General features: G+C 74.7%; 24 protein-coding genes and 1 tRNA gene. 9 read left to right on the top strand and 16 right to left on the bottom strand.

Going from position 1 to position 26,835, the window contains the following annotated elements:
• Positions 1 to 2 precede the first annotated feature (2 nt).
• On the bottom strand, positions 3 to 1,388 hold the full coding sequence (locus VM242_08940) for an ATP-binding protein (GenBank protein ID HVM05285.1): 1,386 nt from the start codon (positions 1,386 to 1,388) through the stop codon (positions 3 to 5).
• Between the two features lie 131 nt (positions 1,389 to 1,519).
• Here VM242_08940 and VM242_08935 point away from each other — a divergent pair, with 131 nt between their 5' ends.
• On the top strand, positions 1,520 to 2,656 hold the full coding sequence (locus VM242_08935) for a tetratricopeptide repeat protein (GenBank protein HVM05284.1): 1,137 nt from the start codon (positions 1,520 to 1,522) through the stop codon (positions 2,654 to 2,656).
• Between the two features lie 67 nt (positions 2,657 to 2,723).
• Here VM242_08935 and VM242_08930 read toward each other — a convergent pair whose 3' ends face one another.
• The 3 genes from VM242_08930 to VM242_08920 are packed head-to-tail and all read right to left on the bottom strand — an operon-like array spanning position 2,724 to position 6,664.
• Complete coding sequence (locus VM242_08930) at positions 2,724 to 3,497, bottom strand: hypothetical protein (GenBank protein HVM05283.1); 774 nt, start codon at positions 3,495 to 3,497, stop codon at positions 2,724 to 2,726.
• Positions 3,490 to 5,388 (bottom strand): nickel-dependent hydrogenase large subunit, encoded by a 1,899-nt coding sequence (locus VM242_08925; GenBank protein HVM05282.1) that lies wholly within the window; start codon positions 5,386 to 5,388, stop codon positions 3,490 to 3,492. Before VM242_08925 ends, VM242_08930 begins: the two co-directional genes overlap by 8 nt.
• Before the next feature lie 22 nt (positions 5,389 to 5,410).
• Positions 5,411 to 6,664 (bottom strand): hypothetical protein, encoded by a 1,254-nt coding sequence (locus tag VM242_08920; protein ID HVM05281.1) that lies wholly within the window; start codon positions 6,662 to 6,664, stop codon positions 5,411 to 5,413.
• A gap of 119 nt (positions 6,665 to 6,783) precedes the next feature.
• On the opposite strand from VM242_08920, the gene VM242_08915 reads away from it, so the two are divergent.
• Entirely contained in the window at positions 6,784 to 7,527 is a 744-nt protein-coding gene (locus VM242_08915) for a phytanoyl-CoA dioxygenase family protein (protein HVM05280.1), read from the top strand.
• Between the two features lie 51 nt (positions 7,528 to 7,578).
• On the opposite strand, the gene galT is transcribed toward VM242_08915, so the two are convergent.
• From galT to VM242_08885, 6 genes are all read right to left on the bottom strand, one after another.
• Positions 7,579 to 8,568, bottom strand: coding sequence for a galactose-1-phosphate uridylyltransferase (gene galT / locus VM242_08910; GenBank protein HVM05279.1), 990 nt, complete (start codon positions 8,566 to 8,568; stop codon positions 7,579 to 7,581).
• Complete coding sequence (locus VM242_08905; protein HVM05278.1) at positions 8,565 to 11,384, bottom strand: glycoside hydrolase family 2 TIM barrel-domain containing protein; 2,820 nt, start codon at positions 11,382 to 11,384, stop codon at positions 8,565 to 8,567. Before VM242_08905 ends, galT begins: the two co-directional genes overlap by 4 nt.
• Positions 11,381 to 12,451, bottom strand: a complete 1,071-nt coding sequence (locus VM242_08900) for a zinc-binding dehydrogenase (GenBank protein ID HVM05277.1) — start codon at positions 12,449 to 12,451, stop codon at positions 11,381 to 11,383. Before VM242_08900 ends, VM242_08905 begins: the two co-directional genes overlap by 4 nt.
• 181 nt (positions 12,452 to 12,632) lie before the next feature.
• Positions 12,633 to 13,781: a glycosyltransferase gene (locus tag VM242_08895; GenBank protein HVM05276.1), complete on the bottom strand. Its 1,149-nt coding sequence runs from the start codon at positions 13,779 to 13,781 to the stop codon at positions 12,633 to 12,635.
• Positions 13,778 to 15,145, bottom strand: a complete 1,368-nt coding sequence (locus tag VM242_08890; protein HVM05275.1) for a family 1 glycosylhydrolase — start codon at positions 15,143 to 15,145, stop codon at positions 13,778 to 13,780. Before VM242_08890 ends, VM242_08895 begins: the two co-directional genes overlap by 4 nt.
• A complete protein-coding gene (locus VM242_08885; protein ID HVM05274.1) occupies positions 15,109 to 16,152 on the bottom strand; it encodes an aldo/keto reductase in 1,044 nt (347 codons plus the stop codon). Before VM242_08885 ends, VM242_08890 begins: the two co-directional genes overlap by 37 nt.
• 269 nt (positions 16,153 to 16,421) lie before the next feature.
• On the opposite strand from VM242_08885, the gene VM242_08880 reads away from it, so the two are divergent.
• The 6 genes from VM242_08880 (at position 16,422) to VM242_08855 (ending at position 22,832) form a co-directional block, all read left to right on the top strand.
• The gene (locus VM242_08880; protein HVM05273.1) at positions 16,422 to 16,571 is read left to right on the top strand and encodes a hypothetical protein; all 150 of its coding nucleotides are present in this window, start codon (positions 16,422 to 16,424) and stop codon (positions 16,569 to 16,571) included.
• Positions 16,572 to 16,587: 16 nt separating this feature from the next.
• Complete coding sequence (gene galE / locus VM242_08875) at positions 16,588 to 17,571, top strand: UDP-glucose 4-epimerase GalE (GenBank protein HVM05272.1); 984 nt, start codon at positions 16,588 to 16,590, stop codon at positions 17,569 to 17,571.
• Positions 17,572 to 17,581: 10 nt separating this feature from the next.
• Complete coding sequence (gene galK / locus VM242_08870; GenBank protein ID HVM05271.1) at positions 17,582 to 18,592, top strand: galactokinase; 1,011 nt, start codon at positions 17,582 to 17,584, stop codon at positions 18,590 to 18,592.
• Positions 18,593 to 18,715: 123 nt separating this feature from the next.
• A complete protein-coding gene (locus tag VM242_08865) occupies positions 18,716 to 20,464 on the top strand; it encodes a S8 family serine peptidase (protein HVM05270.1) in 1,749 nt (582 codons plus the stop codon).
• 14 nt (positions 20,465 to 20,478) lie between these two features.
• A complete protein-coding gene (locus VM242_08860; GenBank protein HVM05269.1) occupies positions 20,479 to 22,437 on the top strand; it encodes a HAMP domain-containing sensor histidine kinase in 1,959 nt (652 codons plus the stop codon).
• A complete protein-coding gene (locus VM242_08855; GenBank protein HVM05268.1) occupies positions 22,434 to 22,832 on the top strand; it encodes a response regulator transcription factor in 399 nt (132 codons plus the stop codon). The genes VM242_08860 and VM242_08855 overlap by 4 nt, the downstream gene beginning before the upstream one ends.
• Before the next feature lie 31 nt (positions 22,833 to 22,863).
• Here the strand turns inward: VM242_08855 and VM242_08850 are convergent, their stop codons facing one another.
• Positions 22,864 to 23,790, bottom strand: coding sequence for a glycoside hydrolase family 43 protein (locus VM242_08850; protein HVM05267.1), 927 nt, complete (start codon positions 23,788 to 23,790; stop codon positions 22,864 to 22,866).
• A complete protein-coding gene (locus VM242_08845; protein HVM05266.1) occupies positions 23,787 to 24,290 on the bottom strand; it encodes a hypothetical protein in 504 nt (167 codons plus the stop codon). Before VM242_08845 ends, VM242_08850 begins: the two co-directional genes overlap by 4 nt.
• A gap of 263 nt (positions 24,291 to 24,553) precedes the next feature.
• Between VM242_08845 and VM242_08840 the strand changes: the two genes are divergently transcribed.
• On the top strand, positions 24,554 to 24,715 hold the full coding sequence (locus VM242_08840) for a hypothetical protein (protein ID HVM05265.1): 162 nt from the start codon (positions 24,554 to 24,556) through the stop codon (positions 24,713 to 24,715).
• Positions 24,716 to 24,890: 175 nt separating this feature from the next.
• Here VM242_08840 and VM242_08835 read toward each other — a convergent pair.
• The 4 genes from VM242_08835 to moaC all read right to left on the bottom strand — a co-directional run bounded on the left by VM242_08835 (position 24,891) and on the right by moaC (position 26,815).
• Positions 24,891 to 24,964: transfer RNA gene (locus VM242_08835), tRNA-Ala, on the bottom strand.
• 14 nt (positions 24,965 to 24,978) lie between these two features.
• Complete coding sequence (locus VM242_08830) at positions 24,979 to 25,584, bottom strand: hypothetical protein (protein HVM05264.1); 606 nt, start codon at positions 25,582 to 25,584, stop codon at positions 24,979 to 24,981.
• A gap of 64 nt (positions 25,585 to 25,648) precedes the next feature.
• Positions 25,649 to 26,155 carry a hypothetical protein gene (locus VM242_08825; protein HVM05263.1) on the bottom strand — a complete coding sequence of 169 codons (507 nt, stop codon included), beginning with the start codon at positions 26,153 to 26,155 and terminating at the stop codon, positions 25,649 to 25,651.
• A gap of 150 nt (positions 26,156 to 26,305) precedes the next feature.
• A complete protein-coding gene (gene moaC / locus VM242_08820) occupies positions 26,306 to 26,815 on the bottom strand; it encodes a cyclic pyranopterin monophosphate synthase MoaC (protein ID HVM05262.1) in 510 nt (169 codons plus the stop codon).
• Positions 26,816 to 26,835 lie beyond the last annotated feature (20 nt).

Raw genomic sequence — 26,835 nt, 5'->3', positions numbered from 1 at the left:
GGCTACGAGATCGTGGTCACGGACTCGGGCATCGGCATGCCCGTCGAGACCTTGGCGGAGGCCAACCACATCCTGACCGGCCCCCCGCTGGCCGGGGCCACCGTCGCCCGGGCGCTCGGGCTGGTCGTGGCCGGCTCGGGCAGCGGGATGATCGTGGGAACGTCCCCGGCCGGGGCACCTCGACGCTCACCCGACGGCGAGCGGCGACGCTGCGAGCTGATGCGGGCCCGCTTCTCCTGGCGGGCCAGGGCGAAGGGCAGGGTGCGGGAGGAGCCGGCGGCTGCCGTCTCGTCGGCGGCATCGGCCGCCGCCACCAGCAGCGATGGGGGCAGGACCACGTGGGCGGTCACGCCGCCGCGGTCGGGAGTGGTCAGGCGCACGCCGATGCCCAGGCGGCGGGCCAGCCGGCCGGCCACGACCAGCCCGAGCGCCCGGGCGACGGTGGCCCCGGCCAGCGGGGGGCCGGTCAGGATGTGGTTGGCCTCCGCCAAGGTCTCGACGGGCATGCCGATGCCCGAGTCCGTGACCACGATCTCGTAGCCACCGGGACGCTGTCGCCCGAGGACGTGCACCCGCGTCTCGGGCGGGGACCACCGGGCGGCGTTCTCCAGCAGCTCGGACAGCAGGTGGGCGGCGTCGGCGGCGACGTTGCCCAGCACGGCGACCTCGTCCTCGATCTCGAGGTCGATGCGGGCCAGGTCCTCCACCTCGGCCATGCCGGCCCGGAGGACGTCGGCCACGGCCAGCGGCCGCTCCCAGCTCCGCGACGAGGCGGCGCCGGCCATGGTGAGGAGGCTCTCGGCGTTGCGCCGCACCCGGGTGGCGAGGTGGTCGAGCCTGAAGAGGTTCTCGAGCGCGTCAGGGTCCTCCTCGCCGGCCTCCAGCCCGTCCAGCAGGTCGATCTGGTGGTCGACCAGGCTCTGCATGCGGCGGGCGAGGTTGACGAAGACCTCGAACGTCCCCTTGTCCGCCACACCCTTGTTCATCAGCGAGGCGTGGCTGACCGCCAGTTTGGCCGCCTCGCCCTGGAAGGCGTCGAAAGCCCGTGCCGCCCGGCCGATCTCGTCGTCGGACGAGAGGCCGACCGGCGTCAGCGCCAGGTCGTGGTCGCGGCCCGTCGGGCGGCGGAGCGCCTCGACCAGGTTCGGCAGCCGGGCGCCGCGTCTGGCCGCGTCCTCGAGGCGGCGCAGCGGTGCCGCCACGCTCCGGGCGACGACGGTCGCCAGTCCGATCGCCACGACGGCGCCGGCCACGAAGAACCCGGCGGCGAGCCCGACCCTGCCCGACGGCGCGCCGGCCCCGAGCACGACCACCGCGCCGGCGAACGCGACCGCCTGCACGGCGGCGACGAGCACGATCCGACCTCGGACCTTCAGTCTGGAAAGCACGTACCGCCCTCCACGCCGGGCCGGGGACGGGTGTCAGGAGCGACCCGGCACCGTGTTGTCGGCCGGCGGTGGGCGGGAACTTGAGCGCGTCGGCCCGCCTTCGGCCCGCTGACCTGGAGTTATCCTGCAGTGTGGGTGGTTTCGACGACCTCGGGGCGCGGGGCAGGGCGGGTGCCGTCGCCGGCCAGGGCGTGCCGCCGGGCGGGCTGACCGGCATGGGGGAGACCGCCACCGAGGACGAGCTGCGACGCCGGCTGGAGCGCCACCCGGCCGACCGCTACCCCGTCCAGCACGCCACCGCCCGGTTCCACCTGGGCGTCGCCCTGGCCGGTGCCGGCCGTCTGGACGAGGCCGAGGAGCACCTGGCGGCGGCGTGCCGGCTCTTCCCGGCCGACGGCATGCCCGCCGAGCACGCCAAGGCGGCGAACGGGTGGGCGGCCGTCCTGCGGCTGCTGGGGCGCCCGGCCGAGGCGGCGGCCACCTTCGCCGTCGCGGCATCGATGTTCGAGCGCGCCGGGTTGGCTCTGGAGCAGGGCGCGGCGGTGTTCAACCTGGGCCTGGCCGAGCGGGAGCGGGGCGGCGGCGGCGTGGAGGACGCCTTCCGCCGCGCCAGGGCGTTGCTCGACCCGGAGCGGGTGCCGGCCCAGGCGGGCGCCGCCGCCCGGGAGCTGGGCGCCGCTCTGCTCGCCGCCGGCCGGCTCGACGAGGCGGTGGCATGCCTGAGGGAGGCCGTCGAGCTGGCCGGGCGGGCGGGCGACGGGCCCGGTCTGGCCGGCGCCGCCAATGTGCTGGGCGTCGCCCACCTGGCCCTCGGCGACGCCGGCGCGGCGGCGGAGTCGCTCGAGCAGTCGGTGGCCGCGTCGCCCCGCAGCGTCCGCCCGGGCGGCTACGCCATGGCGAAGGCCAACCTGGCCCTGGCCGACGAGGCGCGCGGCCGCACGGCGCAGGCCCGCCTGGCCGCCCAGCAGGCGCTCGGGACGCCGGGTGCGCCCGCCCCGGTGCAGGCACAGGCGGCCGACGTGCTGGCGCGCCTGGGCGACGGACCGGGCGCCGTGTGGGCGGTCCTGGACGACCTCCCGCCCGGGCGGTGGCCGGCGGTGGTCCGCGACGAGCTGGCCCGCTGGGTGGACGCCCGCCGCTGCGGGCCCGAGACGTTCGTCGCGCCGTGCTCTCGCGCCATGGCCCGCTTCCCCGTCCCCCAGTGGATGCGCCTGCGTGACCGCTTCGAGCGGGCGTCCGCCGACGCCGGCCTCGACGCCGCCTGGTGACCGCTTCGAGCGGGCGTCCGCCGGCGCCGGCCTCGCACCGAGTGGTGACCGTCGCCGCTCGCCCGCGCTACCGGGACGCTTCGGCGGCCGCCAGCCGGTCGAGCTCGTCGAGGAGGGCCCACCACAGGGCCCGGTCGCCGACGTCGAGGTCCTCGGCCGCCCGCCCGGCGCCGATCTCCCGCCGGAGCCGCTCGCGCAGGGCCCCGAGGCGGCCCCACCGCCCCTCGTCGCCCATGACGGCGATGGCCTTCAGGAGGTCGAGGAGGGTGCGGCCGGCGGGCGTGGCGCCGATCCGGTCGGCGTCCTGCCGGCACCGCTCCGCGACCCGGCCGGCCAGGTCGAGCACCGGCGCCCGCCGGGCCTCGTCGCGCACCAGCTCGAGCGCCCGGTCCAGGGCGGCGCGGGCGTAGGGAGACAGGTGGTCGCTGAGCTGGGTGGACGAGGGCTCGACCTCGATGGCGACCGTCCTCACCGGCAGGGCGCCCAACGCGCACGCCACCTCCACCACCAGGTCGATCGACACGTAGCCGACCACGGCGTCGCCCACCGAGAGCTGGAGCTCGGTCGGGGTCATGGCCGGCGGGCGGACGCGGCGTCGTTCCACCGAACCCGGGGGCCGACCGCGCGCCACGCCGCCCACCAGCACGAGGTGGGGCGGCGCCAGCTCCTCCAGCCGCTGGGCCACGGCGACGGCGCCGTAGTGGAGGTCCTCCACGAGCACGTGCCGGCCCAGGTCCTCGGCCGCCAGCCGCTCCACCGCCACCCGGCCGAGGTCCAGGTCCCCCTGGTACAGCTCCCCCACGCCCCCGACCAGGACGACGGGGCTGGTGGTGTCACTCACCGCACGAGCACGTGGTCACCTCGCGGAGGACGGTGCCCTTCCCCGTGTCGACGTGGGTCGTGCACGGCATGCAGGGGTCGAAGCTGCGGATCGTCCGGAGCATGTCGATGGAGGTGAACGTCGACGGGTCGGACAGGTCCTCGATGATCGGCGTGTTCATCACCGCCTCCTCGTAGGGCCCGGGCTGGCCCCACGGGTCGCGGGGCGAGGCGTTGATGGTCGACGGCGTGCAGATCTGGTAGTTCGTGATCTTCCCCTTGTCCATCACCAGGTGGTGGGTCAGCCAGCCCCGGCCGGCGCCCCACCAGCCCACGCTGCGGCGCTCGTCCCTGGGCATGTGGCGCTCCAGCTCGGTCGGGTCGAAAGCAGCCACCCGGCGCTGGCCGGTGTCGAACAGCCGGTACGCCTCCATGAGGCTGGCCAGCCCCACCAGCTGCGAGAACACGTAGTGGTACGCCCGGCCCCGGTTGCGCTCGAGGGCGTTCCAGACGTCGGGGACGTACCACTCGACCTCGGTCTCGGGCGTCATGCCCTTGGGGATCAGCATGCGCAGGCTGCGGCCGGTGGCCTCCATGAACGGGTTCTCGGGCTGGAGGCGGGCCATGGCGGTGGTGAACAGGCGGGCGTAGGCGCCGGCCTCCACCACCTTGCGGTCCCAGCGCGGCGTGCAGGCCCAGGTGTAGCGGTCCTTGAAGTCACGGGCGCCGGGCGCCGGGATCGTCTCCTTGTTCCACGGGTGGTACGGGCTGATCGGGTTGCCCAGCGGGTCGTCGGGCCAGCGGTCGCCCTTCCACTCCTCGTAGTAGGCGTGGGAGACGAACTCCTCCCAGCCGATGTTGATGTCGGTGAGGCGGGTCGTCACCAGCTGGCCGTCGACGACGACGCCCGGCGTCGACCACCGCTTGCGGCCCCACTCGTTGCAGTTGGCGTAGTCGGCGTCGTAGGCGTGGGGGTCGTCCCAGTAGCCCGGGTCGATCAGGTTCATGGGCCGGGCGCCGACGTCGCGGTAGCGGTCGTCGCAGTCGTAGAAGAACTCGGGGATGTCGTTCCAGACGGCCAGCATGCGCTGGGCGTAGTCGAACACCTGAGAGAGCAGCGAGTGGTACTCGTTCAGCTGCTGGAGGGTGACGGTCGACGAGACGCCGCCCGGAACCACCGTCTGCGGGTGGGGGTACTTGCCGGCCAGCACGACGAACATCTGGCGGGACAGGCGGGTGAACTCCAGCCCCTCCCGGTAGAGCGACCCCGTGAGCGGGTTCAGGGCGGTCATGAGGTCGGCCATGGTGCGGAAGCCGTGGTGGTCGACGCCCGGGCACAGCCACCGCTCGGCCCTGGGCCACAGCTCGGGGTTGACGGCGCGCACGACCGCCTCCGAGTAGTCGGGCCCGGCCAGCAGGTAGAGGTGGAGCGGGTTGTCGTAGCCCATCTCCGCCGACTCCTGCGTGTTGCGGATGACGGTCCCGAGGGGCGGCGGGGCGATGCCCATGGCCATCTCCACCGCGTAGGCGGCGGCGTGCGAGTGGACGCCGCCGCACACGCCGCACGCCCGCGACGACACGAAGATGGCGTCACGGGGATCACGGCCCTTGAGGATCATCTCGTAGCCCCGGAACAGCTTGGCCTGCACGTGGGCGTCGAGGTGGCGGCCCTCCATCAGGTCGGCCGAGACGTGGACGGCGAGGGCGCCGGCGACCCGGGTGACGGGGTCCATGTTGAGGTCCTTGACGTGGCCGTTGGCGACCAGGAGGCGGCTGATCTGCGCCTCCCGGTCGGCGTCGGTCCGGGTGACCAGCGGGCTCGAGGTCTCCAGGGAGAACGGCCTGGGCACGTCGCCGGCGAGCCGGGCCCGACCCGATGCGTCGAGCTCGATGGGCAGGTTGTTGAAGCACATGGGCAGGAGGCTCCTCCGGCGCTCAGCGCGCCGGCGTCGGGGCCCGGAGGGCCCGCTGGTAGAAGCGCCGGCGCGGCGGCCGGCTGGTGTCCCGTTCGATGCTGGTGTCGGCCCACCCGCCGGAGAGGGGCCCGAGCTCGCCGAGGCGGGCCTCGGTGAAGCGGCGCAGGGGCCGGGGACCGCCGTTGCGCAGGCGGGCGACCGAGTTGGACGCCACGTCGGGCGGGGGCTTGACGTGGAAGGGGGCGAACTGGTCGGGGAAGCCGGGCATCGTGCAGCCGATGCAGGCGCCGCCGACGTTGATGCACCCGCCGACCCCGTTGATGGCGCCCCGCGTGCCGATGTTGCACTGGACGACCGGCCCCCAGCACCCGATCTCCACCAGGCAGTCCTTGTCGCCGAACTCGGCGCCGTACACGCCCTCGTCGAACGAGGTGCTGCGGCGGCACTGCTGGTGGACGGTCTCGGTGTAGAGCCACGCCGGCCGCCCCAGCCCGTCGAACTCGGGGAGAGGGCCGAACCCCTGGAGGAAGTAGAGGAGGGCGGCGACCGTCTCGGTGAAGTTGTCGCCCACCGGCGCGCACCCGGGGATGTTGACCACGGGCAGCCCGGCCGCGCTGCGGTAGCCGGTGCCGAGGAAGTCCACGACGCCCATGGCGCCCATCGGGTTGCCGGCGGCGGCCGGGACCCCGCCCCACGTGGCGCACGTGCCGATGGCGATGGTCGCCGCCGCCCGGGGCGCCAGCCGGGCCACCCACTCGGCGGCGGTGACGTCGCGCGCCGCCCCGTCGCGGCCCCACGGCTCCTCCCCCTGCCCGCACCAGTAGCCGCCGCGGGAGACCGCCGCGCTCTCGTCGCCGATCGACCCCTCGACCACCACCACGTAGGGGGCGTCGAGGCGGTCCTGGACGGCGAGCTCGTGGGGCCTGAGGAAGGCCGGCCCCGACTCCAGGCTCACCACCGGGTAGTGGAGGACGACGCGCGGCAGCCCCGGGTGGGCGCCCATGAGGAGGCTCTCGACGCTGGGCGAGCGGGCGCCGGTCACCGACACCGTGCAGCCGTCGCAGCTCGCGCCCGCGAACCAGAAGACGTGGACCTTCTCGAGGGGCCCGAGGCGGCTGTTCGGCCCGGCGACGGCCACCGGCTCCAGCAGCTCCTCCATGGACAGCCGGGCGGGCAGGCCCAGGTCACCCACGACCTCGGGGTCGTGGAACCGGGTCACGGGGCCGAGCTGGCGCAGCAGGCGGGCCGCCGGTGTCTCGACGCTCCTGTTCAACGGGGCACCTCCGGGATGGCGTGGACGAGGCGGACGCACGCCGCCCCTCCCTCCATCGGCGCGCCGGGTGCGTTCCGACAGACCCATTCGTCGACGCCCTCCCTGCGATCATGGGCGCCATGCCCGAGTTGTCGGCCCTCGACCGGTACGCGTTCGACACCCGGGGCTACCTGCTGTTCGAGGACGCCCTGGACGCCGCCACGGTGTCCGACCTGCGGGAGGCGGTGGCGGCCCAGGGCCTGGCGCCCCCGGGCCGGACGGTGGAGTCGCAGCGCCACGGGTGGCACGGCGAGCTGCTGCGCTGGCACCCGGGGTTCCGGGACCTGCTCGACCACCCGCTGGTCGTCGCCGTCCTCCGCGCCTTCGTCGGCCCCGACGTCCGGCTCGACCACGCCTACGGCATCGCCATGGCCCCGGGCACCAGCGGGCTCGGGCTGCACGGCCCGGCGCAGCCCTTCGACGCCGCCCAGTTCCACGTGTCCCGGGCGGGCGCCGTGCGGTCGGGCCTGACGGCGTTCTCGTGGTCGCTCTCCGGCGGGGGGCCGGGGGACGGCGGCTTCGGCTGCATTCCCGGCAGCCACCGGGCCGAGCTGCCCCGGCCCGAGGGGGCCGAGCGGCTGGTGCAGGAGGTGCCCCAGCCGGCCGGGTCGCTCCTCGTCTTCACCGAGGCCCTGGTCCACGGCACGCTGCCGTGGCGCGGCGCCCACGTCCGCCACGCCCTCCTCTACAAGTACTCCCCGGGCAACTCGGCGTGGATGCGGGGCGACGCCGCCCCGCCCGACGTGGTCGCCCTCCTCACGCCCCGGCAACGCCGCCTGCTGGAGCCGCCCTACGTGGGTGGTCGGCCCCCGGCCCTCGGATGACGTACGCACCGGCGTCGCGGAAGAGGGGCCGGTGGTGCCCGCGGCCCCCCGTCAGGGCCAGGAGCGGGCGATGCCTCTCAGCCGGGCGGCCGCCTCCTCGGGGAACACGTCGTTCAGGAACGCCCCGCCGCCCAGCTCCGACCCGGCCAGGTACTTGAGCTTGCCCGCCTCCCGGTGGGGCGGCGTGAACTCCACGTGCAGGTGGCTCACCGCCAGCCACCGGCCGTCGTCGGTGGGGGCCTGGTGCACCACCATGACGTACGGCATGGGGAACCCGAACAGCCCGTCGTAGGCCCGCAGCACCGACGCCAGCACGTCGGCGAGGGCGTCGCGCTCGGGGTCGGTGAGGTCGAGCAGGCTCGGGGCGTGGCGCCGCGACGCGACGTGCACCTCGTAGGGGTAACGGGCGGCGAAGGGGACGTAGGCCACGAAGCTGCGGTTCTCGTCCACCACGCGCACGCCGTCGGCCCTCTCGCGCGCCACGACGTCGCAGTGCACGCAGGTCCCGTTGGCCTCGAGGTGCGCCGCCGCGGTGGTGAGCTCCAGCCGCGGGCGGGGCGGGATCTCCGGGTAGCCGTAGATCTGCCCGTGGGGGTGGTGCAGCGTGACGCCCATGGCCTCGCCCTTGTTCTCGAACACGAGCACGTAGGCGACCTCGTCGCGCAGCCCGAGCCTCTCGTAGCGGTCGGCCCACACCTCGACGAGGCGGCGGACGCGCGGCGCGCCCATGTCCGCCAGGGTGAGCGCGTGGTCGTCGGAGTAGAGGACGACCTCGGTGGCGCCCGCCGCCGCCTCCACCCGCTGGAGGGGGCCACCTGCGGCCCCGGAGGGCGGAGGAGGCGGGTCGGCCATGAGGGCGGGGAAGCGGTTGTCGAACACGACGACCTCGTACGACGAGCGCGGCACCTCGGTCTGCGGCTCCCCCGGCCGCGTCGGGCACAGGGGGCAGTGGGCGGCCGAGGGGAGGAACGTCCGCTCCTGGCGAGCCGCCGAGTACGTCGTCCACTCGCCCGTCGTGGCGTCCAGACGGCGCTCGTTCACCTGTCCCACCCGGCCGGGAACGAGTAGTACGTCATGCTCCGGCCGTCGTCCTTGCGGGCGACCTCGGTGCCCATGGCGGGGGTCGGGTCGGCGGCCCCGCAGACCAGGTCGCGCAGGAGGGCGAGGGCGGCGGAGTCGCGGGCCACGGCACGGCGGGTGAGGCGGTACTGGCAGACCACCAGCCGGCCCGGGCCCACGGCGTGCGACCCGACGACGGTGGCGGTGAGGGAGCCGGGCACCGGCTTGTAGGCGATGACCACCGGCTCGTCCGGGAAGGCCATCCCGTCGATGGCGCCGACCACCGTGGTGGCCGAGATGGTGGAGTCCTCGGCCACCAGGACGTTGCGCCGCGGGAGCGAGGGCAGCGCCCCCGACGTGGTGGTGAAGTGGAAGACCGTCGAACCCCACGCCGTCTCCACGGGCTCCAGCGCCACGGGGACGGGGTAGTGGTCGGCCGCCGCCGGCGACTGGGCCAGGACCACGACCGTGCCCCCTCCCGCCAGGCGGTCCCGGACGTCGGCCGCCGTGGTCCCGTCGAGGCCGCCCTCGGCCACGAAGGTGGGGCCGTCGTCGCCCACCTTGGCGCCCACCGCCCCCAGGGCCTCGGCCAGCGCGCCGTCGCCCAGGGCGCGCACGGCCACCGGGGCGGACGCGGGCAGCACCACGTGGATGGGGTAGCGGTTCTTGGCCACCACCCGGCCCTCCGAGCGCAGCGTCACCACCAGGTCGTGGCTGCCCGGGACCTCGGGCGCCACGAGCGCCACCTCGCCGACGCGGGTGGCGCGCCACCCGGCCAGCTCGTCGACCCGCACGGCCGACACCGACTCGTTGAACCGGGCCATGACCCGGTCGGCGGGGAGGCCGGTGGCGTCCACCTCCTCCAGCTCCTCGCCGGCGGACGCCGACGGGACGTCGCCGAAGCGCGCCTCCACCACCACGTCGCGGAGCGGCGGCCCGTCGTTGGCGACGTGCACCGGCGCCCGGACGAGGTCCTCGGCGTCCACCACCAGCCCGCCCAGGTGGAGCATGGGCAGGACGACCTGGTTCAGCCTGGCCATCTCCGCCACCGCCATCGGCTTGGGGTTGCGGTGCAGGTCGAGCAGGCCGTTGAGCTCGGCGGGGACGTCGGTGAGCTCGGTGACGCAGTAGCCGCCGATGTGGTCGTGCCGGCGGAACACCTCGGCCTGGAGGCGGTCGGACAACCCCTGGTAACGGTGGGTCTCGGCCACGAACCGGCCGACGGTGGCCGGCCACAGCGTGGCCGTGAGGCCCGCCGCGTAGGTGCCGCGCGTGTCCCAGAACGGCGGGTCGGACAGCACGGGCATGTCCGGGAGCCCCCAGTCGCCGAACTCGGTCACGTACAGGGGCCGGTCCAGGTGGGCCCACGCCGCGCACGCCGCCTCGATCTTGTCCAGGTAGTCGGCGTGCAGCCGGCCGTACCAGTGGGCGGTGAGGACGTCCCCTGCGTAGACCCTCTCGGGGTCGGGCTCGACCCAGTCGTTCTCGATGACGGGCCGGGTGGAGTCGGCGTCCTTGACCGCGGAGACGAGGGCCCGGGCGAAGTCCTCGTAGATGGGCCAGTCCTTCGCCTCGAGGCGGTCGAGGCACAGCTCGTTCATGGCCGACCACAGGATGACGCTCGGGTGGTTGCGGTCCCGTCGCACCTGCTCGGTGGCGGCGGTCACGCACCGGCGGGCCAGCTCGGTGCCGGCCCCCATCTCCTCGTGGGCGATGGGCTCGGCCACGGGGATGTCGCAGTGGAGCAGCATGCCGAGCTCGTCGCACACGTCGAGGTAGGTGGGGTCGAAGGCCTTGATGTGGAGGCGGAGGGTGTTGAACCCCATGGCCAGCGCCGCCCCCACCTCCTCCTCGATGTCGGCGCGGGTCCCCTCGGCGTAGAGCCCGTCGGCCCGGAAGCCCTGGACCAGGGCGCTCCTCATCCGGTACGGCTCGCCGTCGATGGTGAGGCGGTTGCCCTCCACCCGGACCCGGCGCAGCCCGAACCGCACCGCCCGGGCGTCGCTCAGCACCCCGCCGTCGTGGGCCTCGACCAGGCAGTGGTGGAGCGCCGGCGACCGGGGCGACCACCGGGCCGCCCGCGTCGGCCCGAACCGCCGCTCGACGACGGCGACCTCGCCGGCGCCGAGGGCGGCGGCCATCTCGGCGACGGCGCCGACGACGCGCACGCCCATCCGGACCTGGCGCCGGTCCCCGGACCGGTTCGCCACCTCGACGCGGACGGCGAGGTCGTCGGGGTCCCCGTTCACGAACACGTCGGTGACGACGACGGGCCCGTGGCGGCGCAGCGTCACCGGCTGCCAGATCCCGCCGTAGGTCATGTAGAGGCTGGGCCGGCTGGGGAACACGTGGTTGGCCCACCCCTGCTTGCCGTGGGGCAGGCGGAGGTGCTCGGGGTCGTCCAGCGACGGGTCGGTCACCCGGACGTCGAGGGTGTTGACGCCGGCCACCAGAGCGCCGGAGACGTCCACCTCGAAGGGGGTGAACGGCGAGCCGTGGGTGCCGAGCAGGCCACCGTTGAAGTACACCTCGGCCACGTCCATGACGGCGCCGAACCGCAGGGTCCACCACCCCGCCAGGTCGGCGTGGGCGACGACGAACCGCAGCCGGTACCACGCCACCCCGTCCAGCTCCAGGTGCCCCTGGGCCTCCCACAGCCCGGGCACCGTGATCGACGTCCATGCCACGGTGTCGAGGTCGGCCGGCGCGGCGTCCCCGGGGTGGAAGTCCCACGTGCCGTCCAGCGAGGCCCGCCCCAGCTCGTCCAGCCGCAGCTCCCGCGGCGGGGCGGCCGTCATCCGTCCGTCACCAGCGCCACCTTGCCACCGAGCCCCTCGTCCGCCACCCGGTACGCCTCGGCGGCGTCGGCCAGCGCGAACCGCGAGGTGACCGTGCGCTCGGGGTGCAGGTCCCAGCGGGCCAGCCGCTCCACCAGCTCCTCCATCCGCCAGACGCTGGTGACCCATGTGCCGAGGACGGTGAGCTGGCGGTGGATCAGCACCCGGCTGACGTCGACGTCGAGCCGGTTGCCCTCGCCCACCAGGACGCAGCGACCCCAGCGCCGGGCGCCCTCCAGGGCCACCAGCCGCCCGGCGGTGGACCCCGAGCAGTCGATGGACACCTCGCAGCCGCCGTCCGTGAGGCCGCGGACGGCGGCGGCGGCGTGGTCGTCGGCCGGCACGGCGGCGTCGATGGCGCCCAGGCGCCGGCCCAGATCCAGACGCGACTCCACGACGTCGGCCCCGACGGTGAGGGGTGCGCCGAGGGCCTTGGCCAGCAGCCCGGCCGCCAGTCCCATCGGTCCCATGCCGACGACCAGCACGCGGTCGCGCCCGGAGACGTCGGCGCGCCGGAGCGCCTCGTACACCGTCCCGAAGCCGCACGCCACGCAGGCCCCGTCGAGGTAGGACAGCGAACCGGGCAGGGCGACGCACGTCGCCTCGTCGGCCAGCAGGTACTCGGCGTGGCCACCGTCACGCTGCCACCCATAGGCGGCCCGGAGCGGCGACGTGCAGCCGATCAGGTAGCCGAGCCGGCACTCCTCACACAGGCCGCACCCGGCGATGTGGTACACCGCGACCCGGTCCCCCGCTGCGAACCGGCGGCAGCCCGGGCCCGCCTCGACCACCTCCCCGGCCGGCTCGTGCCCGGCCACCACGCCGCGGTAGGCCTCCGGCCCGGTGCCGAGGTGCTCCCGGTAGATCGCCCGGAGGTCGCTGCCGCAGATGGCGGAGGCGCGCATCCGGACGAGCACCTGCCCGGGACCGGGCTCGGGCACAGGGACGTCCCGGAGCTCGACGCGGCGCTGCCCGGGCAGGAAGACCCCGGTCATCGTCTCGGTCAGGCGGGCGGAGGACGTGGGCATGTGGCCGCTCAGTATTACCGCCCCGCCCGGGACGCCGGCGCGCCGCGGTGGTCCGCGAGCGGCTCGACCCGCAGGCCGGGGACGTCCGCGTCGCTGCGGGTCACCGGACGCCGCTACGTGATGCCGGCGCCCTGCCCACCTTCCCCCCGCGGGCTCCCCACCGCCCCGGCGCCAGGCGGGATCAGGCCGACTCCATGGCGCCGCTCCCGGCGACTTCCGCCCGTGGCGACCCGGTGACCGTCCGGCCGGTGCGGGCGTCGGCCAGGATGGCGTCCATCCGCGAGGCGATGGTGTCCCAGTGCTGCCAGTGGAGGAGCGGCTGGGCGATCTCGGCCCGCCGGGCCCCGTCGTGGCGCAGGACCCGCCGGCATGCGTCGGCGAAGCCGGCGCCGTCGTCCTGGAAGTCGACGACGGAGCCGTGGTCGGCCACCACGTCGGGCACCCGCGTGGAGACCACCGGCAGGCCGGCGGCCAGGTACTCCAGGGTCTTGGTCGGGCTGATCGAGCGGGTGGCCTCGTTCAGGGCGAATGGCATGAGCGCCACGTCGAAGCCGGCCATCACGTCGGGGAGCACGGCGTACGGCCGGGAGCCGAGGTAGCACAGGTTCGGCGCCTGGGGAAGGGTCGCCGGGTCGATCTTCGCCACCGGTCCGACCACCTGCACGTCCCAGTCGGGGAGGGCGGCGGCCAGGTCGCCCAGCAGGCGCAGGTCGATCCGCTCGTCGACGACGCCCACGTAGCCGGCGACGGGGCGCTGCCGCCGGCGCCGGCGCCCGACGGCCACGGCGTAGTGCTCGGGCTCGACCCCGCTCGGGAACAGGTGGGTGCCCTCGGGCCGGTGCTGGAGCACGGAGCGGTACAGCGACCGGCCGCCGGTGAACACCACGTCCGCCGCCTTGAGGGCCTGGGCGTGGCGCAGCTGGAGCGAGCGCGCCGCTCCCTTGAACGAGGCCAGGTCGTCCATCACGTCGTAGACCAGCACCGACGGGCCGAGCGACCGGGCGACCCCGAGGGCGAGCGGCGTGTACAACCAGGCGTCGCACGGCGTGCCGTCGCCGAGGAGGGCGGGCAGGTCCCTGCGGTAGACGTCTACGAGGTCGTCGTCGAAGCTGACGTGGCGCTCGGGACCGGGGACCTCGAGCCACACCCGCGTCACCGGTCCGTGCTGCTCGTAGCGCAGGCGCGGCCGCGAGGTGCCGTTCGCCAGGGGCTCCTCCACGAACCACACCCGGCGGTCGGCCGCCAGCCGCGAGATGAGGTGCTGCGGCCGCTGCCACACGAACGTCCACCGCAGGTGGGAGAGGACGACGAGGTCGTTCGGGGTTGTCACGGGATCCTCAGTTCTGCCCGACGGGCGGGCGGCTCGACGGGGGCGGGGGCGCCCGGCGCCGGCTGCCACTCCCAGTGGTCCATGTGGGGCAGGTAGCCGCGGAGTCGCTCCGAGACGGGCGGCCGCAGGGCGTAGGCGGGCAGCGCGGTGGACGGCAGGCCCCTCGCCGCCATCGTGTAGGCCTCGGACATCTCCGACGGGCGGCGGGCCAGGTCGGCTCCGGGGTCGAGCCAGTACACGCCGACGGGGTCGACGCGGCCGTCGCAGCGGGCGAGCAGGGAGTCCCAGTCGCAGGAGTCGATGAAGGGGAACCAGCAGTAGCCGTCGAGCGCCACGCCGGCGTCGCGCGCCCGCTCGCACTGCTCGAGGGTGTACTTGAACCACGTCGCCCGGTCGGAGGCGAAGCCGCGGACGTTGGTCTCCCCGAGCATGACCGGGAGCCGGTAGCGGTCGGCGTACTCGACGATGACGTCGGCCAGCGGAACGGGCGAGGGCGACAGCGTCGTGCCGCGGTGGGCCCCGCTCCAGTGCCACTGGTTGTGTGCGTAGTAGTCGAGCCCCAGGACGTCCACGTGCCCGGGCTCCATGCCGAGCAGGTCCTCGCCCCCGGCCCTCAGCACGTCCGCCACGAAGGGCCGGCCGGGCCCGGGGTCGACCTGCCGCCCGACGAACAGGTCGGTGAAGAAGAAGCGCCGGTCGTTGGCGTAGGCGGCCATGGCGTCGCCCCGGCGGCCGGCCGAGGTGTGGCGCTCGCAGGCCTCCACGTAGACGTGGCGGGCTCCGGGGCGCACCTCCCGCAGCAGCCGGCTGGCCCGGGCGACGGCCGGCAGCACGTTGCGGGCGAGGTCCAGCATGCCGGAGAGCCCCCGGTGGTACGGCGGCCACAGGCCCTCCTGCCCGCACAGGAGGAAGGTGGTGAACGGCTCGTTGAACAGCGTGTACGCCCCGACCTCGGGGTAGCGCTCGGCGAAGGCGGCCACGAAGCGCAGGTACGCCGGCCCGAAGGCGGGATCGGCGAACGAGCGGATCCAGCGGGGGTAGCTGGTGTGGTGGCACAGGTCCACGATGGGCTCGAAGCCACCGTCCGACAGGTGCTCCATCACCTCGTCGGTGGCGCGCCAGTCCAGGACGCCGCCCGTGCGCTCGACGCGGTGCCAGCGGACGGGGTAGCGGACACGGCGCACGCCGCAGGCGCCCAGCAGCGCCAGGTCCTCGCGCCAGCGGACGTCGTGGCGGGTCGTCTCGGTCACGTCCACGTCGTGACGGGGCATGTACGTCGACTCGAAGGCCCCCACCTGCTCGATCGCCCCCGGCAGGCCGCTCTCGGTCACCCGGCTGCTCCCGCGGCTGCCTGCGTCGTCCACGTGGCGGCGTCCTCTCCGGGGCGGACCGGCCCTCGCCCGGCACCCGACGCCCGCACGGCGGCGGCGATCTCGTCCAGGTCGGCCGAGCCGAGCCGCACGCCGGCGGCACCGACCCAGCCCGCCACCTGCTCCGGCGACCGGGCGCCCACGATGGCGCCGGTGACCCCGGGCCACGCCAGCGCCCACGCCACCGCCAGCTCGGCCAGGGAGCACGACAACCGCTCCGCCACCGGCCGCAGGAGGTCCACCAGGTGCAGGTTCGGGTGCAGCCCGGGCTCGGTGAAGTCGGGGTGGGTGGCCCGCCAGTCGTCCTCGGGGAGGGTGCGGGAACGCTCGGCGCTGAAGCGCCCGGTGAGCAGGCCCGACCGCATGGGGCTGTAGACGATGACGGCCGTGCCGTTGCGGCGGCACCAGGCGATCGTGCCGGTGGCCGCCTCGCGCGCGATGAGGTTCAGCTCGGGCTGGTACGTGTCCACGTGCCGGACGGCCCGGCACCGCTCGAGCAGGTCGACGTCGAAGTTGCTGGTGCCGATGGCGCCGACCTTCCCCTCGTCGACGAGGTCGGCCATGGTCTGCCAGGACTCCTCGACGGGCGTCCCGTCGTGGGACGGCCAGTGGACCTGGAGCAGGTCGAGCCGCTCGACGCCCAGGCGCCGCAGCGACGCCTCGCACTCGGCCCGGATCGACTCCGGGGCCAGCACGTTGGAGACCGTCTTCCCGCCCGGCTCCCAGACCAGCCCGCACTTGGTGAACACGTACGGCCGCTCGTCCTCGGGCATCTCGGCCAGCGCCCGGCCGACCACCTCCTCGGCCCGCCCCAGCCCGTAGGCCGGGGCGGTGTCGATCCAGTTGATCCCGGCGTCGACGGCAGCCCGGATCGCCTTCACCGACAGGTCGTCGTCCTGGGGGCCCCAGCCGCCCTGCCACTCCCCACCTCCGATCGCCCAGGCACCCAGCCCCAGGCGGGACACCTCCAGGCCGGTGCCGCCCAGCGGCGCCCGGTTCACCGGCAGCGCGCCGGGCGCAGGCCGCCGGGCACGCGTGGCGGCATCGTGTGGAGCGAGGTCATCGTGGTCCTCCCGGGGCTTGGGAATCGGTCCTGGAGAGGGCTGACTGCTCAACCGCGCAGGAGCCGCGCGGAACGAAGGACCCGCCCGCTGTTCGGCGTCCGCACCTGTACCCGGAAGACGGCGCCGCCCAAACCCGGCGATCACCCCGGACCGGGGGAGGAGGGCGCCCGTTTGGCGCCCCCCGCCGGTGGGCAGTCCTCTAGGTCATGAAGCCGGCCCTCGCCGTCGTCGCCACCGCCGCGCTCCTGCTCGCCGGCGCGTGCAGCGACGACGACGGGAACTCGCCGCAGCGCAACAACACCGGCGACACCCTCGAAGAGCCCACCACCAACGCGCCGTCGAGCACCTCGCCCTGAGCGGACGCGGGCGCCCGTGAGGACACTCGTGGTCGGTGGCGCCGGCTACATCGGCAGCGTCGTCGCCCGCCACCTGGTCGGCGCCGGGCACGAGGTGACCGTGGCCGACGACCTCTCCAAGGGGCACCACTGGGCCGTCCCCGACGGGGCGGCGTTCGACCGGGTGGACGTCCTCGAGCCGGCGGCGCTGCGAGCCGTCGTCGGCCGCGGGTTCGACGCCGTCCTGCACTTCGCCGCCCTCTCCCTGGTGGGCGAGTCGGTGGAGCACCCGGTCCGGTACTTCCGCACGAACGTCGGCGGCACGCTGAACCTGCTGGACGCCATGCGGGCCGAGGGTGCCCGCCGCCTGGTCTTCTCCTCCACCGCCGCCGTGTACGGCGAGCCCGAGACCGTCCCCATCCCCGAGTCGGCGCCGACCCGCCCGACCAACCCGTACGGGGCGTCGAAGCTGGCGGTGGACTGGGCCATCGGGGCCGAGGCGGCCGCCACCGGGCTCGGGGCGGTGAGCCTCCGGTACTTCAACGTGGCGGGCGCGTCGGGGCGCCAGGGCGAGCTGCACGACCCCGAGACCCACCTCATCCCCAACGTGCTCCTCGCCGCCCTCGGCGAGCGGGAGGCCGTCTCCGTCTTCGGCACCGACTACCCGACCCCCGACGGGACGGCGGTGCGCGACTACATCCACGTCGACGACCTCGCCCGCGCCCACCTCCTGGCGCTGACCGCCACCGACGAGGCCGGTCACCGCCTGTTCAACCTCGGGAACGGCGCCGGCTTCTCGGTGCGGGAGGTGGTCGAGGCGGCCCGCCGCGTCACCGGCGCCGGGATCCCGGTGGTCGAGTGCCCCAGGCGGGCCGGGGACCCCGCCGTCCTGGTGGCCTCCAGCGAGCGGATCCGCCGGGAGCTGGGCTGGACGCCCGAGAAGCCGGCGATCGAGGACATGGTGGGCGACGCCTGGGCGTGGATGCGCGAGCGCCGCCCCTCGCCCGCCCCCGCGCCGTAGCGTCCGGGCCGTGCGGGTCCGCGCCTTCGCCCCCGGCCGGGTCAACCTCATCGGCGACCACACCGACTACACCGGCGGCCTGGCCCTGCCCATGGCGGTGCACCTGGGCACCACCGTCGAGCTGGAGCGGGGCGGCTCCGTGGTGGAGCTGGCGTCGGCCGACGAGCCCGCGCCGGCCGTGGTGCCCCTCGACGTGACGGACCCCGCTGCGCTGCGCCCGGGCTGGGCCCGGTACGTGGCGGGCGTGGTCGCCGAGGTCCGCCCGGCCGAGGGCGGCACCGGCACGGTCGCCACCACCCTCCCACTGGGCGCCGGCCTGTCGTCGAGCGCCGCGCTGGAGGTGGCCGTGGCGCTCGCGGTGGGATTCCGGGGCACGCCGCTGGAGCTGGCGCTCGCCTGCCAGCGGGCGGAGCAGCGGGCGTGGGGCGTGCGCACGGGCGTGATGGACCAGCTGGCGTCGGCCGCCGGGCGGGCGGGCCACGGGCTGCTCGTGGACTTCACGTCGCTCGAGGTGACCCCGGTGCCGCTGCCCCCGGAGGTCGAGGTGGTGGTGGCCGACACGGGTGAACGGCGCTCGGTCGCGACGTCGGCCTACGAGGAGCGGCGCCGCCAGTGCGAGCAGGCGGCGGCCCTCGTGGGCCCGCTGCGGTCGGCGGCGCCCGAGGCGGTCGCCGCCCTGGAGGACCCCGTCGTCCGGCGCCGCGCCCGCCACGTGGTCGCCGAGAACGCCCGGGTCCGGAGCTTCGCCGAGGGCCTGCGGTCGGGCGACGTGGAGGGCGCGGGACGCCTGATGATCGAGAGCCACGCCAGCCTCCGCGACAACTTCGAGGTCTCAACGCCCGCCCTCGACGCCCTGGTGGAGCGGTTGCTCGCCATCGACGGGGTGCTCGGTGCCCGGCTCACGGGCGCCGGGTTCGGCGGGTGCGTCGTCGCCGTCGTACGTCGGGGGACGAAGGTGCCCGGAATGCGCGTCCGGGCGGCGGCGGGCGCCGCCGTGGAGCCGGTCGGCCCCTCGTGGTGAGCGGGCCGGTCCACCCCGGCCGTCACATGTGACCACTGTGGGGGTTTCGGCAACCTGTTCAAGGTTTTCGAATGGGCCGCCGATGCCCTTTCCATGACCGAGCTCCCGACGCACGGTGGCCCGATGGCCCGTCGCCGGCTCGCCGGCCTCTGCCTCGCCATCGCCACCGCCCTGACGGTCGGGTTCGGAGCGCCGACGGCCACCATCCCCGAGGACCCCGCCCAGACGGACGTCGTGGTCTGGGGCGTGTCCTCCGACCTCGCCCGCCAGGCCGTGGAGGACGCCGGCGGGGAGGCCGGCTCGCCCCTCGACCTGGTCGGCGGCGTCGCCGCCCGCCTGGACGCCCGCCAGATCGCGTCGGTCGAGTCGGCCGGGTTCTCGGTGGTCGACGACGCCGCCATGGGCGTCACCGGCGTGGACGTGACCACCGTCCCTGTAGCCGACCATCAGTTCGCGGCGATGAACCCGGGCGGCGACTGGGACCTCACGTCGGGCGCCGGCGTGGGCGTCGCCCTCGTCGACACCGGGGTGGCCGAGGTCGAGGACCTGCGCGGGCGGGTCGTGCACGGCCCCGACCTGAGCGGCGAGGGCGACGGCGTGGACCGCTTCGGCCACGGCACGTTCATGGCCGGCCTCATCGCCGGCGACGGCGAGCTGTCAGCCACCGAGGGCTCCCGCCACGTCGGTGTCGCACCGGGCGCCCACATCGTCTCGGTGAAGGTGGCCGGCGCCGACGGCAGCACCAGCCTCTCCCGGGTGCTCGACGGCATCGGTTGGGTGGTCGCCAACGCCGACGAGAACGCCGTCCGCGTGCTCAACCTCTCGGTGGCCGTGCCGCCGATCGGCGGCAACTACCACGCCGATCCCCTCTCCGCCGCCGTCGAGGCCGCCTGGGCCTCCGGCATCACCGTGGTCGCGGCCGCCGGCAACGACGGCGACTACGTCGCCTCGCCCGGTCGTGACCCCTTCGTCATCACCGTCGGCGCCCTCGACACCGGCGCCACCCTCGGCCCGGCCGACGACTCGGTGCCCGCCTGGTCGGGCCGCCAGGACCTGCGCCGGGGCGCCAAGCCGGAGCTGTTGGCTCCCGGTGTCTCCGTCGTGTCGTTGGCCGCCCCCGGCTCGACCGTCGTGACCGAGAACCCCGGTTCCCGGGTCGGCGACCACTACCTGCTGGGCACCGGCACCTCCATGGCGACCGCCCTCACCGCCGGTGCCGTCGCCGTGCTGACCGAGCACCACGCCGCCGCCACGCCCGACGACTTCAAGGCCGCCCTGGTCGAGTCGGGCCGGGCCGTGCCCGGTGAGATCGGCAGGGCCGTCGACCTGGCCGCCGCCGACCTGGTCGAGGTGGGCTCGCCCGCCGACTGGTGGCAGCGTCACCCCGTGGCATTCAACGGCCTCGGCGTCGGCCTCCACCAGATGCCCTGGGTGGGCAGCCGCTGGGCCGGCGACGCCTGGGTGGGCAGCCGCTGGGCCGGTTCCCGTTGGGCCGGCAGCCGCTGGGCCGACGAGCAGTGGACGGGCAGCCGCTGGGCCGACGAGGAGTTCGCCGGCAGCCGCTGGGCCGGCAGCCGCTGGGCCGGCAGCCGCTGGGCCGGGTCCCGGTGGGCCGGCAGCCGTTGGGCCGGGTCCCGCTGGGCCGACGAGGTGTGGGCCGGCTCGCGCTGGGCGGGCAGCCGCTGGGCATCGGTGAGGTTCGAGGGCAGCCGCTGGGCCGGGTCGAGCTGGGCCGGTTCGCGCTGGGCCGGCAGCCGCTGGGCCGGGTCCCGCTGGGCCGGGTCGAGCTGGGCCGGTTCCAGCTTCGCCGGCTCGCGCTGGGCCGGCAGCCGTTGGGCCGGCAGCAGTTGGGCCGCAGCCGTCATCGGATAACCCTCCGCAGCGCCATGGCCCCCGACACTCACCCCAGGCGACGAGGGATCGTCGTGCTGACCGCGCTGCCCGTGACGCTGGCCGCCGTCCTGGCCGCCGCCGCCCTCGCCGACGGGGTGCTCGGCACCGTGCCGCCGGCCGTCCTCCCCTTCGCCGTGGCCGTCGCCGTCCTCGGGTCGGTGCGGATGCACGTGGAGCTCGGCCGCCACGCCGTGTCGGTGACCATGGTCGAGGCGGTGGTCGTCGGCATGCTCCTGCACCTGTCGCCGGCGGGGGTCGTCGTGGCGGCCGCGCTGGGCGAGGCCCTCGTCTGCGCCTGGCTGCGCCAGTCCCCCGCCAAGCTGCTCTACAACGTCGCCAGCACCTCGACCGCCGCCCTGCTCGCCGCCCTCGCCTTCGTCGGCTTCCACGACGGCGGAGCGGCCGACGGCGTCACCTGGGGGGCCGCCCTGGCCGCCGCCTGCGCCTACGCCACCTTCACCCACGCGTCGACGTCGCTCGCCGTCTCGGTGATGGAAGGCTCCCGCTTCCTCCGGGTGTTCACCGCTTCGCTGGCGCCGGTGGCGATCGCCAGCGTCATCTCGGCCAGCCTCGGGCTGGTCGCCGTCGTGCTCGTCAGCGTGACGCCGGGCGCCATCGCCCTCGTGGCGCCGCTCGTCCTGCTGATGATCGCCGAGACCCGGCGGCTGGCCGCCCACCGGGCCGAGCACCTGCGCTTCGAGCGCCTGTACGCGGCGTCCTCCCGCACCGGCGGCCTGACCGGGCTGGCCGAGGTGCTGGGCACCCTGGGCGACGAGGCCCGGTCGCTGGTGACCGGTGCGGCCGGCCTGTGCTGCACGGCCGGCGCAGACGGCACGTGGACCGGCGTGGTCGTGACCGACGCCGGCGCCCGGCCCGCCCCGGGCCCGGTGGTCGAGGCGATCGTCGAGCTGGTCGCGCCGGTGGCGGCCGTCGAGGTCCCCGGTCGTTCGATTCCCACCACCGTCCTCGCCCTCGACCCGTCGGCCGAATCGCTCGTCGTCGCCCGCTCCGAGGAGGGCGCCGCCGCCCCGGTCGTGCTCGCCGTGCTCCGCCAGCTGGCGGGCGACGACGGGTCCGGCGCCCGGGCCGAGGTGCTGGCCGCCTTCCTCGGGCACGCCTCGCTGACCGTCGCCAACGCCCGGCTGTACGCCGACGTCGAGGCCGCCCTCGCCCACCAGGTCGACCTGAACCGCCAGAAGGACGACTTCGTCTCCGCCGTGTCGCACGAGCTGCGCACGCCCCTGGCCGCGACCATCGGCTCCGTCCTCACGCTGCGGCGCATGGACGAGCGCCTCAACCCCGAGCAGCGGGCGACGCTGATGGACGTGGCCTGCCGGCAGGCCAAGCGGCTCCAGCGCCTGATCGAGGAGCTCCTCACCCTCGCCACCGTCGAGCACGGCGAGGCGCCGAGGATCGACACGCCCGTCGACATCGTCCGCATGGTCGACGACGTCGTCGAGGAGCTCCGGGCCCAGCGGGCGCCCGAGCCGCTGCCCCCGATCCGCTTCGTGGACGACGGCGGCGGCCTGGTGCGCACGTCGGAGTCGAAGCTCCGCCAGGTGCTCTCCAACCTGGTCGAGAACGCCTGCAAGTACGCCCCCGGCGGCCCTATCGACATCCTCGTGCACCATGACGGCGGGACCTCGCGCATCGAGGTCGTCGACTCCGGCCCGGGAATCCCGCCCGCCGACCGGGAGCGGGTCTTCGAGCGGTTCGTGCAGCTCGACCAGTCGTCGACCCGCTCGCAGGGCGGGACCGGCCTCGGGCTCTACCTGTGCCGGCAGGTCGCGGTGCTCCTCGGGGGCACCCTCACGCTGGACGACGCACCGGGCGGCGGCTCCCGGTTCGTCCTGACGCTCCCCTCGCCCGCCCCGCCGCCCCGCTCGGAACGGTTCGGCGCCGAGGCCACTCCTCTGCTCGCGGCGACCGCCACCGGGAGAGACCCACGATGACCACGCCCGTTCAACGAGTCCTGATCGCCGACGACGACCCGGACATCCGGGCGCTGCTCGTCATGACGCTGGAGCTGAGCGGCTACTCGGTGACCGAGGCGGAGGACGGCGCCCAGGCGGGGGCGCTGGCCAAGGAGCTGCAGCCGGACCTGATCGTGGCCGACGTCATGATGCCGGTCACCGACGGCTTCGACCTGCTCGAGAACCTCAAGGCCGACCAGGCGACGATGGACATCCCCGTGGTCATACTCACCGCCCGCGCCTCGGACAAGGACGTGTGGCGGGGCTGGCAGGCGGGCGCCAGCTACTACATCACCAAGCCGTTCGACCCCGACCACCTCATCCACTACATCGAGCACCTCGACGACCCGGACGGCCACCCCCTCCCCTGCTAGGGGCGGAGAGCCGGGCCGGCGAGCGGGGCCGTCAGGCCATGCCGGTGCGGAGCACCTCGCCGGTCGGCGGGGAGGCGCCGACGGCCACCGGCAGCGCGCCGGCGTCCCACAGGAGGGGCGTCGAACAGATCTCGCGGTCGGCCCAGCCCACGTCCGGTCCGAGCTTGCGGTGGTACACGACCCGCTGCCCCTCGGGGGTGTCGACCACGCAGCCGTGGCCCCCGCCCGTGAGGAACGGCTCGCTCCACTTCCGCCACGAGGCGGGGTCGGCCGGGTCACCGCCGGTGTGCTCCAACAGGCCCATCTTGTAGGCCTGGGTCCAGCTGGCGTCCGCCGAGTAGAGGACGAAGAGCCGGCCCGTGCCGGGATGTCGCAGCACCTGCGGTCCCTCGTTCACCGCCGCGACGCTCTGCTCCCAGTCGTGCTCGGGCCGGGCGATGCACCGGCGCCCCCCCGAGATGGTCCACGGGTTCGCCAGCGGGGCGACGTACAGGTTCTGCGGGAAGGCGTCGTCGGGCCCCTCCCAGCCCGACCACAGGGCGTAGAGACGGCCGTCGTGGGTCAGCACGGTCATGTCGATGGCCCACACGTCGTGCGCGGGATCGCACACGCGCCCGAGCGGCTCGTAGGGGCCGAGCGGATCGTCGGCCACGAGCACGTACGCGCGGTGGTTGCCGGCGTGCCCGTCGCTCGCGGCGTAGTACACGTACCAGCGACCGTCGATCAGGTGCAGCTCGGGCGCCCAGACCTCCCGCACCCGGCCCCCGCGCCCGCTCGGTGCCCAGATCACCGTCTCGACGTTGCGATCCATCCGGGCCAGGTCCCGGAAGCGCTTCACGACGATGCGCCGGTTGCGTCCCGCCGCCTGGACGAGCAGGTACCACCCGTCGTGCGCCACCACCCACGGGTCCTGGCCCGGGAAGGGCCGGTGCTCCCGGAAGGTCCCGAGGATGCTCATCCCAGGCTCGCCAGGGGGACGGCGACCCGGTCGGCCAGCAGGCCCAGCAGCCACCCGGTGGTGAGGAGCACCCACACCGTCACGCTGGCGTGCACCAGGTTGATGCTGTCCTCGTTCGTCAGGTAGCCCACGACCGGGAGCGGCCACAGCACGCTGCGGACGAACCGGCGCAGGGGCTTGTTCTCCAGGTCGGAGGACAGGGCGTCCACGCAGTACACGACGAACGACATCGCCACCGGTCCGAGCACGAGGAAGGCGGTCGGCGACAGCCGGTCGGAGATGAGCGTCAGCAGCCACCCGGTCGTCACGAGGAACCACACGACGGCGCCGAAGCGACCGAGCTTGGTGAGGTTGCGGCGGGTGAACCACCGGGTGAGCGTCACCATCCAGAGCACGGCCCGGACCACCCGCTCGGCCGGCGGGCGGCGTTCCCCGTCGCCCACCGAGTCGGCGCAGAACACGACGAACGCCATCGCCCCCCCGGCGACGACCCAGCTCATCACCGGGGAACCCCCGGTGCCGGCGGCGGCGCGCCCGGCCGCCGGCGGGCGTTCCCCGGACGACGGTCCATGCACACTTCGTCGGCCGCGGGAGGCCGGACTTGAAGCGCGTTTCGTCGCAGGTCGCCGAACGGGCCAGTTGACCCATGGCGGACGCCGCTTTCGTCGGGCCGGGGCGGGTTGCGCGGCCGTGGGGCGACGCTCGTTCAGAACCGCCCGGCGTGGGTACAGGGCGAACCAGGATCCCTCAGGAGAAAGAGCCCATGAACCGTCTGCGCCGTTCCGTCGCCCTCGCCCTCGTCGCCGCCTTGCCGTTGGTGGGAGCCGCCTGCTCCGACGACGACAACGACGGCGAGTCGGAGCTCGAGGCCCCCGACGTCGACGTCGACGTCCAGCCCGACAACGACACCAACACCGGCGGCTGATCCGCCCGGCGGTCCGAGGACGGCCTTGCCGGCCGCCCCCGCCGGGCGCCGCCGTTGTTCCTGCGGCAGGAATGGGCGAATATCGCCCGTTTTTGCCGCATGAACCCGGTCCGGGGGGCGCGGACCCGGCTTGACGCCGGTGGCACGCTCCCCGCCGGTTCCTCGGGCCTTGCAGTGGAGGTGATGGGACTTGAACCCACGACTTCTACGTTGCGAACGTAGCGCTCTACCGGGCTGAGCTACACCCCCGAGGGTCCCCCACGCTAGCCGTCCGAGCGCTTCTCGATGGCCGCTCGCAGGCGGGACTGGATGACGGTGGTCGTGACGTCCGACCGGCTGCGCTCCAGCACCGCCCGCAGGGCGTCGGTCGTCCGCCGGAGGCCGCCGGTGATGGCATCGGGGTAGTCGACGGTCACGAGCACGTCGTACACGTCCTCCATGGCGTCCAGCAGCTCCTCGCCCCGCTCCAGCTGGCCCTCACGGATGCGGTCCAGCAGGTGACGCCTCAGCTCGGAGGCGGCCTCGGCCAGACCGCAGAGCCAGGCGGCGACGCCGACGCCGACCTCGGCCGGGTCGGGCAGGGGCCGGCCCTCGACCAGGGCGGCGGTCAGGAGTGCCTCGGCGTACTCCTTCTCGGCGTCGTGCAGGAAGCCGGCGGAGGCGACACGCGGATGCGGCCCGAGCGCAGCCTGGGCCTCACGCAGCGACGCCGCCGCCTCGGACGTGCGCCGTTCGACCGTCTCCGCCTCGCCGCGGTGCACGGCGCGGATGGCGCTGCCGCACGCCCGGATGGTGCGGCGGCAGGCGGCCAGCGCCCGTTCGCGGGCGCTGTGGGCGGCGTCGAGCTCGGCCAGCAACGGCTCGCACAAGGCGAGCAGCTCGTCTCCCCGACCGCCCCTCGCGTCGCGCGCCACGCCGGCGCCCGGCCCGCTGCTAGTTGGCGGAGCGGCGGAGCAGCAGGACGTTGTCCGGCTGCGCGGCGGGCAGGAACCGGAGCTTCATCTCGCGCTCGGCCGCCTCGTTGCGGATCTTGATCAGGAGGGCGACGTAGGCGCCGAACGCCACGTCGCACGCCAGGTGCAGCCACAGCACGGCGCGGAACGGGGGCAGCATGCCGAGAACGAGCGTGATGCCCATGGCGGCGACCAGCGTGAACAGCACGTCGCGGCGGCGCTTCATGGTGCGGGCCCGGCGGGCACCCTCGGTGGAGTACGTGCGGGCCATCTGGTAGGTGGGCAAGGGCGCTGCCGAGAAGCTGGGGATGCGGAGGGCGTGCGCCGGCGGCACCACGGTGGGCCCCGTACGGCGGAGGACGCTCAGCTGGTGGCGGAAGTTGCCGATGGAATCGGCTGGTCTCGACTCGGACCGGGCCCGCATCATGGGCGGGACCAGCACGGCTGCCCAGATCCCGGCAAGTACCAGCAGCACCACGATCGTCAAGAGCTCCTCGACCCGCTTTCGTGAACTCGGAGACCGTACATTCGCCGCTTCCCCAGGCGGTGGATGCTCGGTCTGGACGTGTGCGGGTGATCCTTGCACGGACCCCGCCGGGCGCGCCAGTGGAGCGAACGGGCATTCGCCCGGGGCGGCCTAGATGTCGGGGACGCCCTCGGCCAGTTCGGGCGTCGGCCGGCGCCACGTCCCCATTCGCCCGCCCGTCTTCTCCCACAGGGCCAGGTCGCCGATCACCATCGTGCGGTCGGACGACTTGCACATGTCGTAGATGGTGAGCGCCGCCACCGCGGCGGCGGTGAGCGCCTCCATCTCCACGCCGGTGCGATCGACCGTCTCGACCTGGGCCTCGATCTCGACGTTGTCGTCGCCGATCGTGAAGTTGACGTACACCGAGCCGATGGTGAGCTGGTGGCACAAGGGGATGAGGTCGACGGTGCGCTTGGCCGCCTGGATCCCGGCGACGCGCGCCACGCCCAGCACGTCGCCCTTGGTGACCGCGTTGGTGGCGACCATGGACGTCGTCTCCGGCTGCATGAACACCTTGCAGCGGGCCACCGCCCGGCGGTGCGTGGGCTCCTTCGGCGTGACGTCGACCATGCGGGCGCGGCCCAGCGGGTCGATATGGGTGAGTCCACGCTCCGACATGCGGTTCAGTCTACGGCGTG

Source organism: Acidimicrobiales bacterium, assembly GCA_035540975.1.
Classification (GTDB): Bacteria; Actinomycetota; Acidimicrobiia; order Acidimicrobiales.
This window is presented reverse-complemented; position numbering and strand designations above follow the sequence as displayed.

Bases quoted from the DNA above. Each gene is read 5' to 3' on its own strand.
- moaC (HVM05262.1), bottom strand. From the start codon at position 26,815: ATGTCGGAGCGTGGACTCACCCATATCGACCCGCTGGGCCGCGCCCGC.
- VM242_08915 (HVM05280.1), top strand. From the start codon at position 6,784: ATGCCCGAGTTGTCGGCCCTCGACCGGTACGCGTTCGACACCCGGGGC.
- VM242_08845 (HVM05266.1), bottom strand. From the start codon at position 24,290: ATGAGCTGGGTCGTCGCCGGGGGGGCGATGGCGTTCGTCGTGTTCTGC.
- VM242_08840 (HVM05265.1), top strand. From the start codon at position 24,554: ATGAACCGTCTGCGCCGTTCCGTCGCCCTCGCCCTCGTCGCCGCCTTG.
- VM242_08880 (HVM05273.1), top strand. From the start codon at position 16,422: ATGAAGCCGGCCCTCGCCGTCGTCGCCACCGCCGCGCTCCTGCTCGCC.
- VM242_08905 (HVM05278.1), bottom strand. From the start codon at position 11,384: ATGACGGCCGCCCCGCCGCGGGAGCTGCGGCTGGACGAGCTGGGGCGG.
- VM242_08925 (HVM05282.1), bottom strand. From the start codon at position 5,388: ATGTGCTTCAACAACCTGCCCATCGAGCTCGACGCATCGGGTCGGGCC.
- VM242_08900 (HVM05277.1), bottom strand. From the start codon at position 12,451: ATGCCCACGTCCTCCGCCCGCCTGACCGAGACGATGACCGGGGTCTTC.
- VM242_08850 (HVM05267.1), bottom strand. From the start codon at position 23,790: ATGAGCATCCTCGGGACCTTCCGGGAGCACCGGCCCTTCCCGGGCCAG.
- VM242_08855 (HVM05268.1), top strand. From the start codon at position 22,434: ATGACCACGCCCGTTCAACGAGTCCTGATCGCCGACGACGACCCGGAC.
- VM242_08865 (HVM05270.1), top strand. From the start codon at position 18,716: ATGGCCCGTCGCCGGCTCGCCGGCCTCTGCCTCGCCATCGCCACCGCC.
- VM242_08860 (HVM05269.1), top strand. From the start codon at position 20,479: ATGGCCCCCGACACTCACCCCAGGCGACGAGGGATCGTCGTGCTGACC.